The organism is Planococcus sp. APC 3900, from assembly GCF_030407735.1.
GTDB lineage: Bacteria > Bacillota > Bacilli > Bacillales_A > Planococcaceae > Planococcus > Planococcus notacanthi.
Genome location: NZ_JASDCT010000001.1, coordinates 565,976 through 579,988, shown reverse-complemented (window position 1 = coordinate 579,988; position 14,013 = coordinate 565,976). Strand labels below are relative to the sequence as shown.

General features: G+C 45.6%; 12 protein-coding genes and 1 other annotated feature. Of the genes, 2 read left to right on the top strand and 10 right to left on the bottom strand.

Annotation, left to right across the window (positions count from 1 at the left end; genetic code table 11):
• Window positions 1-11: 11 nt before the first annotated feature.
• The 3 genes from QMA04_RS02905 to QMA04_RS02895 all read right to left on the bottom strand — a co-directional run bounded on the left by QMA04_RS02905 (window position 12) and on the right by QMA04_RS02895 (window position 3,725).
• Window positions 12-1,238 carry an acyl-CoA dehydrogenase family protein gene (locus QMA04_RS02905; protein WP_203338907.1) on the bottom strand — a complete coding sequence of 409 codons (1,227 nt, stop codon included), beginning with the start codon at window positions 1,236-1,238 and terminating at the stop codon, window positions 12-14.
• Window positions 1,231-2,811: a class I adenylate-forming enzyme family protein gene (locus QMA04_RS02900; protein ID WP_203338906.1), complete on the bottom strand. Its 1,581-nt coding sequence runs from the start codon at window positions 2,809-2,811 to the stop codon at window positions 1,231-1,233. The genes QMA04_RS02905 and QMA04_RS02900 overlap by 8 nt, the downstream gene beginning before the upstream one ends.
• A gap of 194 nt (window positions 2,812-3,005) precedes the next feature.
• The gene (locus tag QMA04_RS02895; RefSeq protein ID WP_290183904.1) at window positions 3,006-3,725 is read right to left on the bottom strand and encodes a YebC/PmpR family DNA-binding transcriptional regulator; all 720 of its coding nucleotides are present in this window, start codon (window positions 3,723-3,725) and stop codon (window positions 3,006-3,008) included.
• 196 nt (window positions 3,726-3,921) lie between these two features.
• On the opposite strand from QMA04_RS02895, the gene QMA04_RS02890 reads away from it, so the two are divergent.
• Complete coding sequence (locus QMA04_RS02890) at window positions 3,922-4,665, top strand: SDR family NAD(P)-dependent oxidoreductase (RefSeq protein WP_290183903.1); 744 nt, start codon at window positions 3,922-3,924, stop codon at window positions 4,663-4,665.
• Between the two features lie 307 nt (window positions 4,666-4,972).
• On the opposite strand, the gene QMA04_RS02885 is transcribed toward QMA04_RS02890, so the two are convergent.
• Both QMA04_RS02885 and QMA04_RS02880 read right to left on the bottom strand, forming a co-directional pair.
• The gene (locus QMA04_RS02885; RefSeq protein WP_290183902.1) at window positions 4,973-5,188 is read right to left on the bottom strand and encodes a hypothetical protein; all 216 of its coding nucleotides are present in this window, start codon (window positions 5,186-5,188) and stop codon (window positions 4,973-4,975) included.
• A gap of 13 nt (window positions 5,189-5,201) precedes the next feature.
• A complete protein-coding gene (locus tag QMA04_RS02880) occupies window positions 5,202-6,305 on the bottom strand; it encodes a nitric oxide synthase oxygenase (protein WP_290183901.1) in 1,104 nt (367 codons plus the stop codon).
• A 138-nt stretch (window positions 6,306-6,443) separates the two neighbouring features.
• Between QMA04_RS02880 and QMA04_RS02875 the strand changes: the two genes are divergently transcribed.
• Window positions 6,444-7,235, top strand: coding sequence for an HAD family hydrolase (locus tag QMA04_RS02875; RefSeq protein ID WP_191714990.1), 792 nt, complete (start codon window positions 6,444-6,446; stop codon window positions 7,233-7,235).
• A gap of 37 nt (window positions 7,236-7,272) precedes the next feature.
• Here the strand turns inward: QMA04_RS02875 and serA are convergent, their stop codons facing one another.
• The 5 genes from serA to QMA04_RS02850 form a co-directional block, all read right to left on the bottom strand.
• Window positions 7,273-8,859, bottom strand: a complete 1,587-nt coding sequence (serA, locus tag QMA04_RS02870) for a phosphoglycerate dehydrogenase (RefSeq protein ID WP_290183900.1) — start codon at window positions 8,857-8,859, stop codon at window positions 7,273-7,275.
• On the bottom strand, window positions 8,856-10,019 hold the full coding sequence (locus tag QMA04_RS02865) for a pyridoxal-phosphate-dependent aminotransferase family protein (RefSeq protein WP_290183899.1): 1,164 nt from the start codon (window positions 10,017-10,019) through the stop codon (window positions 8,856-8,858). The genes serA and QMA04_RS02865 overlap by 4 nt, the downstream gene beginning before the upstream one ends.
• A gap of 90 nt (window positions 10,020-10,109) precedes the next feature.
• Window positions 10,110-10,336 (bottom strand) — a binding site (T-box leader).
• Window positions 10,337-10,678: 342 nt separating this feature from the next.
• Window positions 10,679-11,257 (bottom strand): TerD family protein, encoded by a 579-nt coding sequence (locus QMA04_RS02860; protein WP_191714987.1) that lies wholly within the window; start codon window positions 11,255-11,257, stop codon window positions 10,679-10,681.
• 17 nt (window positions 11,258-11,274) lie between these two features.
• Window positions 11,275-12,357, bottom strand: a complete 1,083-nt coding sequence (locus QMA04_RS02855) for a toxic anion resistance protein (protein WP_290183898.1) — start codon at window positions 12,355-12,357, stop codon at window positions 11,275-11,277.
• Window positions 12,358-12,377: 20 nt separating this feature from the next.
• Window positions 12,378-13,991, bottom strand: a complete 1,614-nt coding sequence (locus QMA04_RS02850; RefSeq protein ID WP_290183897.1) for a YceG family protein — start codon at window positions 13,989-13,991, stop codon at window positions 12,378-12,380.
• Window positions 13,992-14,013 lie beyond the last annotated feature (22 nt).

Below are 14,013 nucleotides of genomic sequence, written 5' to 3'. Positions count from 1 at the left end.
AAACCCCTCCTTTATTTTACATTTGAACTTTCTTTGAGTTGTTCGCGCAGTTCAAGGCGCCCGACGTCACGCAAATGGACTTGATCGGGACCATCAACTAAACGAAGTGTGCGTGCATTGGCATAATGTGCGGCAAGCGGGAAATCTTCCGTTAAGCCGGCTCCTCCAAATACTTGCATGGCACGATCGATGACATTCAACGAAACGCGCGGTGCGGCAATCTTGATCATGGCAATTTCTTTACGCGCTGCCTTAGCGCCTTCCATATCAATCTTATGGGCCGCATGCAAGGTCAACAGACGCGCCTGTTCGATTTCGATTCGGCTTTCAGCAATGATTTCTCTGATAACGTCCTTTTCCGCTAAAGTTGATCCAAATGCTTCTCTGCTGTCAGCGCGTTTGCATAACAGCTCCAGTGCCCGCTCAGCTGCTCCGATGGCACGCATGCAATGATGGATGCGCCCCGGCCCTAGGCGTCCTTGTGCGATTTCAAATCCACGCCCTTCACCCAGCAGCATATTCGATGCCGGTACACGGACATTGGTGTAATGGACTTCAGCATGGCCTTGCGGTGCATCGTCATAGCCGAAGACTGTCAACGGACGGATAATTTCCACTCCCGGTAGATCAAAAGGTACGAGGATCATCGACTGTTGCTGATGCTTGGCTGCATTCGGATCTGTTTTCCCCATGACAATGGCAATTTTACAGCGAGGATCCATGGCGCCGGTAGTCCACCATTTTTTCGCATTGATGACATATTCATCGCCGTCACGAACGATGCTGCTCTGGATGTTGGTGGCATCGGAAGAAGCGACAGCCGGTTCGGTCATTGAGAAGCAAGAACGGATTTCTCCGCGCAGCAAAGGCTCCAGCCATTGTTTTTTCTGTTCTTCCGTTCCATATTTGACGAAGACCTCCATATTGCCGGTATCCGGTGCATTGCAATTGAACAGTTCCGGCGCAATCAGGGAACGACCCATAATTTCGCATAGATGTGAGTAATCATAATTGGACAGCCCCGCTCCGTATTCGGGATGGTCTAAGAATAAATTCCATAAGCCCTGTTCTTTTGCTTTTTCTTTGAGCTCTTCGATAATCGGTGGAATTGTCCAGCGGTCTTCTGCTTCCTGCAGATACTTTTCGACAGTCGCTTCGTTCGGATACACATAATCATCCATGAATTTCAGTAATTTTCCTCGTAGTTCTTCAGCTTTCGGTGATAATTCTTTAAGCATTTGTTTTTCCCCCTATGGTTTTTAATGTATTTTTTAAAATTTTGCCGGAAGCATTTCTTGGCAGGCTATCAATCAATTCAAATTCCTCTGGCACCTTGAATTTCGCCAATGATTTTCGGCAATGTTCTTTTAAAGCACTGAAATCTTCGGCATCCAATTTAGGACCCACCACAAACGCTTTCACTTTTTCCCCGAAAACCGGGTCCGGCTCACCGATGACAGCAGCTTCTACTACATCAGGATGAGCTTTCAAGACATCTTCCACTTCAATCGAGAATATTTTCTCGCCTGCGCGGTTGATCATGTCTTTTTTGCGGTCACGGATATAGATAAAGCCGTCTTCGTCCTGAATCCCTAAATCGCCGGAATGCCAGTAACCATCTGTGAAACTGCTTTGATTGGCTGTCGGGTTATCCCAGTATTCCTTGATGATCATCGGCCCTTTGATATAAAGCTCACCGGATTCGCCAGTCGGACATTCTTTTCCTTCCGCATCAACGATTTTGATATCGCCCACTTCCACTGGAAGGCCGACTGACGTCACTTTGGAATCGGGATAATCCAATGGCATTAAAGTTGCAGGAGAAGTGGTTTCTGTCGCCCCATAGGCATTGTGCAACTGCGCATTCGGAAATGCTTTCTTCAGCATCGCAAAGGTTTGCTGATAGATCGGCGAACCCCCAAAAGCCACTTTCTTCACAAAGTCAAACGAGTGTTTTTGAAATTCTTCACTGGTGGACATCATGATGAAAATGGTCGGTACATTAAAAAGGAAATTGATTTTGTGTTCAAGTATGCGGTTGATGTATTCTTCGTTCTGATAGCGCCGCATACTGTAAACTGTCCCTCCGACATAGAACATATGCAGCAATTGGCCGACCAGTCCAGTTACATGGAACATCGGCACCGCAATAAGGGTTTTAAATGTATCATCGGTTGCAAAAACTGATTTATAATTCATCAAACTGTGGACGACATTGATATGTGTCAGCACCGCACCCTTGGGCCGTCCGGTAGTTCCGGATGTATACAGGATGAAAACGCCGTCTTCTTCGCCCACATCCGTTTGTCGATAAGGTCCACCTTTCACCAACAGTTGTTCATATGAATTCTGGCCATCGATAACGAAGATGTTTTCCAGGGACACCGCAGCGGCGCCTTGGTTTGCTTTTTCTACCTTATGAAAAAACTCTACTTCACTGATGATTATGCTCGGCTTGGAATGACCAAAGATATACTGCAGCTCTTCCTCTGCTAATTTGACATTGATCGGAACCATGATCGCTCCAATTTTTGCGCATGCGAGGACCAACAGAGGAAATTCAGCACGATTGCCGACGACAACTGCAACACGATCCCCTTTTGCAATTCCGCGGTTTTGAAGGTTAGCCGCGATTGCATCTGATTGATCTTCTAATTCCCGATAACTTAGAGATTGATCTTCGGTGACGACGGCGAGCTTATCTCCTTGAAGCTCGCTGCTTCTCTGAATAATTTCTCCAATGGTTTTCGGACGTTTTTTAAATACCTTCACATTTTCACGGCCAAATAGACTTATCTCCTGAATTTCCATAAAACGCCTCCTTTCTTTACCCCGAAATGAAAGCCCTTACATAAAGAGTCAAAAAATAAATAGTCAGAATTATTATACTTTTGCTTCAAAGTTAGTATAATCGTTCTCTTTTTGAATTACAAGTCAAATTTCTAATTATCAGAATACTTTTCATAAAAAAAGACGCTTTGAGTTTATCAAAGCGCCTTTTTGTTTTATTCGCCTAGATCCACATTGTGGTAGACCTGCTGTACATCTTCCAAATCCTCAATCGCATCGATCATCTTCTCGAATTGCTCTTGCGCGTCTTCCGGCAACGGCAATTCATTTTGTGCAAGCATCGTCAATTCCGCTACTGTAAATTCAGTAATGCCGGCACTTTTAAATGCTTCCTGCACCATATGGAATTGATCCGGCTCCGCGTACACGATTACGCCGTCTTCTTCTTCCATGATGTCACGTACGTCGATGTCCGCCTCCATCATCAGCTCAAGCACTTCGTCAGCTGTCTTGCCTTCGATGCCGAATACCGCCGTATGGTCAAACATGTAGGCAACAGATCCGCTGACGCCCATGTTGCCGCCATTCTTGCCGAATGCTGCACGGACATCCGAAGCTGTGCGGTTGACGTTATTGGTCAAGGTATCCACGATTACCATAGAACCATTTGGACCGAATCCTTCGTAGCGCAATTCATCGTAGCTTTCTTCAGATCCGCCTTTGGCTTTTTCCACTGCCCGGTCAATAATCGCTCTTGGAATGCTGTAAGTCTTCGCGCGTTCCAACACCACTTTCAATGCCTGATTCGATTCCGGATCCGGCTCACCTTGTTTGGCAGCTACATATATTTCACGCCCGAATTTTGCGTAGATTCGGCTTGTGTTGGCATCTTTAGATGCTTTCTTCTCTTTAATATTATTCCATTTGCGTCCCATTAAATTTCCTTCTCTCTATAAAGTTTCCTTCGGAATGATATTCACTATGTACTATTATAGTACAAATCTTTTAGATGTAACGTATTTTGCAGTCAAAAATCATAGTTTTCATCTAATCAAATGCTTTGATTTAAAGACAAGGAAGGTGTACGGTTTAATTGTGAGAATAGTTCAAATCCAGAAGGAGGAATTCATTATGGCAGAAAGTAAAGTTCTGATCATCACTGGCGGCGCAAGCGGAATCGGCCGGCATGCAGCTTACCAACTGGCAAAAGAGGGCTACGCCATCGTAGTAGCCGATTTCAACGAAGAAGGTGCAAATGACACAGTTTCCCATATTGAATCAGAAAATGGCAAAGCGGCAGCGTTTAAAGTAGATGTATCAAAAGCCGAGCAAGTGGAAGCGATGGTGAATTTTGCTGTTGAGAAATTCGGCACATTGAATGGCATTTTCAATAACGCCGGCATCGGACTGGTCAAGCCCTTGCTTGAAATGGATCCCGCATCCTACCACAAAGTGATTGATGTCGATCAGCATAGCGTTTACTACGGAATCTATTACGGCGCGAAAAAAATGGTCGAACTTGGCACAACTGGAACGATCGTCAACACCGCCTCGATTTATGGATCGATGGCCGCTAAAGGCAGCTTTAACTACAACGCAGCCAAAGCCGCAGTCGTCATGATGTCGAAATCGGGCGCACTGGAACTTGCCGAGCATGGCATTCGCGTGGTCGGCGTCGCACCTGGCTTTATCGACACGCCGATTCTTGGAGACGACCCGGAAATGAAAAAAGCTTTATCGGCTCTCCATATGCACAACAAGCTTATCCAACCCGAAAAAGTGGCCAATGTCGTCAAGTTCCTGTTCTCTGAAGAAGCGGCAGCCATCAACGGCTCTACTGTCGCAGTGGACGATGGTTTCTTAAGCTTCAAATAAAAATAGCGGTGCTGTTGTTTTTCAGCTTGCCGAAAATGTCTACAAGTGTCCATTTTGCTTCAGGCTTGTTCGTTCCACGAGCAAATTTTTTCGGAATGAGTGAGGAACTCTTTTTATTTCTTTGAAAGCCCTCTTTGCCGGCCTAGCAAAGGGGGCTTATTTGTTTTCAGCTCTTAGGGAGGGGGTGCTTCATATAGATTTGTGGGCGCTCGCGGGCGTATAGACCGATGTGTGGACGTTCCACAGGAATTTGCAGTCTTCCATTCATGAAAAAACAGTGCTGCCCTTTAAGGCAGCACCGCTTCTTTTATACTTTATCCGTACGATGATATTCAGAAATCTGGATGATCCGCACATTCCGTGTATTCAGCTCATGGTAAATTCCGCGGCTGTCATGAAACGAAATATATTGATCCCGTTCGCTTTGCACCAGTCTTTCCGCTTTTTCCTGTGAATCCACGTGGATAAAGCGGCGAATATAATGCTCTTCATCGAAAAAATAAGTCACTTTGAACTCTTTCATCAGAATCCTCTCCTTATGAGTGATAGGAAGCTTTTTGATGGAAGTAATTTGGTTTGACCAAGTTGTTCTTATAAGGCTTATGGAAAATATGGGTGGTGGCCGGAGACATTGGCGGAATCAGCCATGCCCAGTTGCCGGTGACGTCCCGTCCTTCCGTTTCTTCTTTTTTCTCGAAATTCTTGAACTGCTTAGCTGCTGTATGATGGTCGACGATGGTCACCCCTGCTTCCTGGAAGGATTCCAGAACAGCGATATTCAATTCGACTAACGCTTTGTCTTTCCATAAAGAGCGATTCGTTTGGGTATTCAACCCCATCAGTTCCGCTACTGCAGGCAGAAAATTATAACGGTCTTCATCCGCCAAGTTTCTGGCGCCGATTTCAGTTCCCATGTACCAGCCGTTAAAAGGGGCCATCTTGTATTCAATCCCGCCAATTTCCAGTAACATATCTGAAATAATAGGAATCCCATACCATTTGATGCCGAGCTCTGAAAACGCCGGAATTTCAGGATGACCGATTTCGACTTCGATAATCGATTGCTTTGGCACATCTTTTAGAAAAGGCGCTTTGCCTGGAACCTCGATGACCAAAGGCAAAATATCGAAAGCTGTTCCAGCTCCCTTCCACCCAATATCCTGGCATCGCTTAGTAAGTTCCACTGAACTTGAATCACCGATGACACCATCCGCAGTTTCGTAACCGGCATAGCGGATCAATTGATGATTCCACAAACGCAATGAATCTTCATTTTCTTTTGCAGCGCGGAACACCGTGATAGCCGGACGGATTTTCCCGTCGTTTGCAGCAAAGTCGATATGCTGTATCAGAGCATTAAAAATCCCTTCAGCTGTTGTTTGATGCCGCTCATCAAATACCGTCAGTGAATTCCAGAACAAACGGCCAATACAGCGGTTATTATTGCGCCAGGCCATGCGTGCTCCATGCTCCAATTCCTCAAAGCTGTGGGTGTAGGTTCCTGTCCGTTCAATTTCCGTTTTGATTTCAAGCAGTCTCTCGGCTTTCTGGTCTTGGCATTTTCCCAATTCATCGTAACAAATCCCTATAAACTCAGTGGCTTCTTCCAGTAAAAGCATCGTCGAATTGCTTAGCGTCATTGTATTCACTCCTTGCCCATATCATATCACCTGTCCCTTGTTCTTTTCAGTGACAGAACTCTGAACTCCCTATGTTTTTGTCCTTTTTTCCAGTACACTAGAGCAAAGTAAAGATATTGTCAGGAGGAGCACATACCGATGGTCAAAGCGATTTTTTTTGATTTAGATGATACTTTGTTATGGGATAAGAAAAGTGTTGAAACAGCATTCCAGGAAACGTGCCGATTAGCTGAAGAATTAACCGGCCAGGACTGTTCCGGCTTGGAAGAAGCGGTAAGAGCTGCGGCAACTGAACTCTATGCAGGATATAATACATACGACTTCACCAAAATGATCGGCATTAACCCTTTCGAAGGCTTATGGGGCACTTTCGATGATGAAGGATCTGATTTCCAGCAGATGAAAGCCATTGTTCCGGCTTACCGCCGGGAATCTTGGACAGTTGGATTGAAAAAAATCGGCATCGACAATCCAGATATCGGCAGCCAGCTTGCTGAGTACTTCCCGGAAGCACGCAAAAGAAACCCTATCCTTTACGAGGAAAGTTTAAAAGTATTGGAAGATTTAAAAGGCCGTTATGAATTGTTGTTGTTGACCAACGGATCTCCAAGCCTGCAGCAGATTAAACTGGAAATCACACCGGAAATAGCTCCTTTCTTTGACCACATCATCATCTCGGGCGCGTTCGGAAAAGGCAAACCAGATCCCGACATCTTCCATCATGCCTTATCAAAATTCGGCCTTTCCGCCGATGAAGTGCTGATGGTCGGAGATAATCTCATGACCGACATCATCGGTGCTGAAAAAGCCGGTATTCGCTCAGTTTGGATTAACCGTGAAGAGAAAGCTCCACATGAATCCATCATCCCGACATACGAAATTCAGCATTTGGAAGAACTACTTCAGTTATTGGAACAAATACAACCCTAAAAAAAGGCCCTCTAAGCGAGGGCCTTTTTTCTGTCATTTATAGATTGATGGGAGTGACTCCCTGGATTTCTTCCAGTTTCGCTAATTGCTCCAGGCTGCCTGCTTCGGCGGGTCTATCGATTGACAGCATCATAATCGCATCTCCACCAGCATTTGAGCGTCCAACCTGCATTGTGGCAATGTTGACATTTTCCTGTCCAAGCAAGGTTCCAACACGCCCGATAACTCCCGGGCGGTCATTGTGTCGCACAAACAGCAAATGGCCCTCTGGCACAACATCTACCAGATAATCATCCACTTTAACGATGCGCGCACCTTGTCCGTTCATCAAAGTTCCGGCTGCTTTTCTTGTTCCTTTTGCTGTTTTCACTTCCACAGTGATCAGGCTCGTAAACCCTTTCGCTTCGGTAGTCTTTTGCTCATTGACCACAATCCCTTTTTGATTGGCGATGTACATAGCATTAACGTCATTCACTTGTTTGCCAAGATGACGCTTCAGCAGGCCCTTCAGCATATTGCGTGTTAATGGCCCGACTTCCATATTGGCCAAGTCCCCCGCGTAGCGGATATTGACTTCTTCTGCAGCCACACCTGTCAAATCTGTCAAAAATGCACCTAAACGCTCTGACAAATCAAAGTAAGGCTCGATTTTCTTCATGATTTCTTTCGGCACAGATGGCAAGTTGACTGAGTTGCGGACAGTTCCAGTCGTGAAATAGCTGACAACGTCCATGCTGACATCCACTGCTACGCTTTCCTGAGCTTCAAATGTGCTGGCACCTAAGTGAGGCGTTGCAATAACTTCCGGCAAATCCAACAGACGGAAATCAACCATCGGCTCCTGTTCAAAAACGTCAAGGGCTGCTCCTGCAACTTTCCCTGATTTCACTGCGTCGTAAAGCGCATTTTCATCAATGATTCCACCTCGTGCACAGTTGATGATCTGAACGCCATCTTTCATGATTTCGAATGCTTCTTTATTGATCAAGTGCTTGGTTTCTTTCAATAAAGGTGTATGGACAGTGACAAAATCCGCCACTTTCAAGACATCTTCCACCGATCCAAAATCCACGCCCAGTTTATCTGCTTTTTCGGCAGTCAGGAACGGATCATAGGCAATGACGTTCATGCGCTGCCCTTTGGCACGCGCCGCTACTTCCTGTCCAATCCGGCCAAAACCGACGACTCCGAGGGTCTTGTTTTTCAGCTCGACTCCGACATACGATTTGCGGTCCCAGTTTTGATTGCGCAGTGCATGGAATGCTTGTGGAATTTTGCGCGCCATTGACATCAGCATCGCCATCGTATGCTCGGCAGCAGAGTTCGTGTTGCCATCGGGGGCATTGACAACGATAATGCCGTGTTCGGTTGCAGCTTCCAAGTCGATATTATCGACGCCGACACCGGCGCGTCCAATAATCTTCAAGTTCGATGCCTTTTCAATCAATTCCCGTGTCACTTGCGTTTGGCTTCTCACCAGCAGGGCATCAAAGCCTTCAATTCGCTCTCCTAATTGTTCAGGAGTCAAATCGGTCTCCATGACAATGTTTATGCCATTTGCCTGGCGCAACGGATAAATCCCTTCTTCGCTGAGTGGATCACTGATCAATACATGAAAAGTCATTTAGTTTCCTTCCCTTCTGTTAAAAAGACTTGCTGTGCAGCGGCAATTCCTTTGCCAAGTTCAATCTCTTTTCCTGCTTTAACCAATCCGATTTCCATTGCAGCAATTGCCTGCAGCATATCTGCTGGTGAGCAATAGCCCATGTGGCCAATACGGAATATAGCTTTCGCTAAATGCTGTTGGCCGCCCGCCACTTCCAAAGCGAACTCTTTTTTCATTATTTTACGGAATTCTTCAGAATCAAAATCCTCAGGTTTTACAGCTGTGACTGTTGGCGATGCATCTTTATCAGAAGCCAGCAATGGGATGTCCAATGCTTTAAAAGCGGCCCGTGTCATTTTCATCATCAGATGATGCCTTGCGTATACTTGCTCCAGCCCTTCTTCTTCCAGCAGCTCAAGCACTTGCTGCAATCCGAACAAGATGGATAATGCCGGAGTGAATGGTGTTGTATCTTTTAAAATATTGTCTCTGTGTTTTTTGAGGTCCAGATAAAAGCGCGGTTGAGGATTGGCTTCGATTTTCTTCCAAGCGCGTTCGCTGGCTGCTATAAATGAGAGGCCCGCAGGAAGCATAAATGCTTTTTGTGATCCGGTGACCACTACATCGATGCCCCATTTGTCCATCTCCGTAGCAGTTCCTGCCACACAAGAAACGCCGTCGACAATCACCAGTGCATCCGATACCTCTTTAATGGCAGCTGCCAATTCTTTGATTGGATTCAACACGCCGGTAGATGTTTCGCAGAAAGTCGAAAAGACCACTTTGATTTCAGGATGTTCCACAAGGAAGTTTTTGACTGCCTCCGGATCAACAGCAAGGCCCCATTCGACATCGAAAACATGGGTCTGAATGCCATATGCTTTACAAATTTTCGCAAAACGTTCGCCGAATGCGCCAGTTACGAGAACCAGAACTTCTTCACCCGGAGCAACTGTATTGACCACGGCTGTTTCCAGTCCCGCCGTACCACTTCCTGTTAATATCATGACTTCCTGCTTGGTTCCAAACACACGCTGCAATTTTGGTCTGATGTCACTGATCATTTCAGAGGTGCTTTGTCCGCGGTGTCCGATCATCGGCTGTGCCATCGCGCGTTGTACGCTCGGCGGAATTGGAGTTGGTCCTGGGATTCGTAAAATTTGTTGGTCTGTCAGCATAATGAGTTCATTCCCCTCTCGATTTCCCGCTTTTGCGGGCAAAGTGTGTGTAAAGACGACAAAAAAGACTCTCCGCCCCTACATAAAGATGCAAGGGGCGAAGAGTCTTCCATTTCGCGGTACCACCCTAATTCACTGTCATCAAACTGACAGCCTCATTGGTTCACATGCTTAACGGACATGAAGCGGAAAGGCCTACTGAAAGTTCAGCCCATCTATTCAGAAGTGCTGCCAGACACCGAAACCACTGATTCTCACCAACCATCAGCTCTCTTAAGATTTCCCTGTGCAAAGCGTATCTTCATCAAAATAGTTAATCTGTATTCTTGAATTGATTCCATCATATACAGCCTAAAAATCGTTGTCAATATATAAAAAATTTTTTGACTTCTTTGCAAGCGTTTCCATTCTTTATAAACGTTGAAGCCGCGCCGCTCTAAGGAAATCTAAAAATATTTTCACAATTCAATGAAAATAGTCTATTACAGAGAATTGGGCAAGCTAGATTATTCCTTACAGAAAAATAGAATGATTACTTAAAGTGAAGAATTAATATACATATTCCGAATTTGAAATTAATCCATTACATCTGTTTTTGTCCCGTGTAATACAATAAAAAAACCGTTTATCAGTTGTTGAACTGATAAACGGTTTATTAATCAACCTAAGCCAAAATCATTTACCAATGAGGCAAGGCCGCCTTGGTAACCGCTGCCGATTGCGTTGAACTTCCATTCGCCTCCGTGGCGGTATAATTCACCGACCACTAAAGCTGTTTCAATCGAAAAGTCTTCTCCCAAGTCATAGCGGATCAATTCTTCGTTTGAACTTTCGTTGACGATACGGATAAAGGCATTCGACACCTGGCCAAAGTTTTGTCCGCGGCTGTCTGCTTCATGGATCGTCACTGTAAATACCACTTTGTGGATGTCTGCAGGTACGTTCGGCAAATCAACGATTACTTGCTCGTCATCGCCTTCTCCTTCTCCTGTCAGGTTATCGCCTGTATGGACAACCGAACCATTTCCGCCTTCAAGGTTGTTGTAGAAGACAAAATCTTCCGGTCCGCGTGATTTACCGTTTTCCCCTACAAGAAAAATCGAAGCGTCCAAGTCAAAGTCTCCGCCGCCGCTGTATTTATTGGTGTCCCAGCCTAAACCGACGACCACCTTAGTAAGCCCTGGATTTGTTTTCGTTAAGTCGATTTTCTGCCCTTTTGAAAGGTTGATTGTTGACATATTGTTTCCTCCTCCGATTATTTAGCTTTACGTTGTGTGTCTTCGTACTTTTTCTGCAGTTCTTCGATGCGGAGACGTCCTTCTTCACGCATTTTGCGATTTTCCTGCTCAATCTCCCGCGTGTCGTTCATCCCCTGCATAATAGTCTCCCATGTCTGTTCAATGGTTTCAATCTTGATGCTTGGCTGTCCAGACATTCTGGCAATGTCTACGCTTTGGCGTGAAATGTCATTGGCGTTATTTAACAGCATTTCATTGGTGCGGCGATCCAGCTCGCTCATCGATTCAGCTACCAGATTTTGCCGTTTGGCTGCAATGGCATTGATCAAGCCTGTTTTGAATATCGGAATGGTCGTCACAAAAGCTGAGTTGATTTTCCCAATCAACTTTGTATTCCCACGCTGAAGCATGCGGATTTGAGGCGCTGATTGATAGGAAACCTGTTTCGCCATTTCAAGATCGTAGACGCGCTGTTCCAGAAGTTCGATGGCATTTTGCAGAGAGTTCAACTCCATGAGGGCCATTTGGTCACCAGATTCCGCTTTTGCACGGACAGCCGGTTCCTGGGCTTTCAGTTCTTCGACTTTGATGTCGCCGGCCGCAATGTATTTCTCCAACTCCATAAAATAGTTGAAGTTCTGGTTATACAGCTCTTCCAAAGTGGTCGTCGATTTTTTCATTTCGCCTTCATACTTGGTGATTTCAACATATACTTTATCGATTTCCGTACCCATCGTCTGGTATTTATTGAACAGCTGCTCAATCACTTTATTGCCTTTATTGAAGATCTTATTGAGGAAGCCTTTCTTTTCAACAAAATCTTTTTTGTCGAATTTGTCCATGATCTTACCAAGCTGCTTCAGCAATTCACTGGATTCTTCCATGCTGTTTGCCTGTACGGAATTCAACACTTTTCCTGTAAAAGCAGAAATTTCATTGGCAGGCTCGCGGCCGAATTCCAATAAAGCGATTTGGTTTTTCGGATCGATCTTCGAAGCCAATTGAAGGACTTCTGGATCTTTCTTCAATTGAACTTTAAGCTGGTTTTCATCTTTCATCACCAATTCTTGCTGTTCGATTTGATCTGGCATATTGGTCATCCCATTTCACTCCTTTTTGGCTATAGCCATTTTTTGAATATTTTTTTCACGACTGAAGGTTCACGGTAAGGCTCGTTGAAGCTCCGCTCATCCAACCAATGGGTATCGAACGATTCCGGGTCGACCCAGCGTTCAATGTCTTGATGCCCTTGTGGATTGATGATGATGACATCAAGTCCGAATATGTGGATCAAGGCAATCGCATTCGCGTCTGCACGACTCAACTCGCCATCTTTTTCTTCATTGTAGAACAACATAGTCGGTACGAATTGCGGATAATCGAATAACTGAATCAGTTGAATCACCGAATCCGGCAACGACATCGATTGAGAAAAAGCATAGAGCTGCAATTCTTCAAACGATTCGCCGTTTTGAGGCAGCAGAATCGGTTTCTCTACATGTCTTGCAATTGCCGCTGCGATTGCCGTCTGTACCCCATCCGGCAATTTATTGTATTTCCACCAATGGGCGGCTTTCATTTTTTCAGGGTCGAGGCGCCCGTCTCTTCCAAGCGCAGCCCGGTAATGGAATTGCTGGTTGCCTTTTCGCTCTTCTATAAACGGAAAGCTGCGCACCAGCTTCGTATCTTCCCGCTCGGTCAGGTTATGGACATTATCCCAGAAGCGCTTGCGGTCTTTTTCGATGCCCATCATTTTGGAGAAGACTACGGGAATGTTGACGCTTCCGCTCGCTACTGAAAACGATGGGCGAACCATCGCGCGTTCTTTGGCAAGCATGAAAGCTTCATCCATCGTCGTTTTCAGGCGAACTGAATGCGTCCGATAAGATTTGAATTGGAATGGCTTATAAAGTCCAGAATCATCATGATGCAATAGCCGGTCCACTTCCTGAGTAGCCCGATAAGCCACTGTCCCGACACGCTTCGGCTTTTCTTCCGGGAATGGGAGGAGCGACTCGGCATTTACCTGGAAGCTATGGCTGTGCAGCCCTTCTTTTCCAAGTGCCTGCTCCAACCACCCTTCTCCTTTTGGATCATAGACGATGACATGGAAGCCATAAGCGGCTGACAGCTTCAAGAACCAGGTTTCACTTTCCGAAGCACTGCCGTACCATAGAAAGCCCGGCAATCCTTTTTCCAGATCCAGCTTTTCAATTTCAGGCTCTATATGGTTGAACATCCATTTGACTAAATCAGTCGTTACGCGGCGGAAGGAAGAATGGGTCGTATTTCCACTGGACTGCTCTTGAAACGCTTTCAGGATATCAATCAGTACAATGCGCAGCCTTCTGTTAAGGCCTGGATCTTTCAATCTTGGCAGCAGCCCTTTGCCGTCAAGAAATGCCACCATGCGGTTTGGCGACAGGCCTTTTTCTTTTTTATTCATTTCAAACAAATCCTGCAAAGTCCGCAGCCGGTCCTGTTCAATGTGCTTGTCCATTTTATCGGAAAGCCGGATCAGCCGTCCTTCCGATGCTTCGATGACATCATAGATGGCTGCAAAATATTCATCGGCATCAAGGGGCATCCCTGTAACCTGTCCAAGCAGCTGCGGATACGTAATCTGGTCTTCTTCAATTTTTGTCTCACTGTGATCCACAATCGGTTTTTTCAGCCATTCCCCAATTTTTTCTGGATCCCAGGTTTTTGCGGGGATCGGATGCAATTGAACCATCGGAATCTCTCCTTGCTTTGTT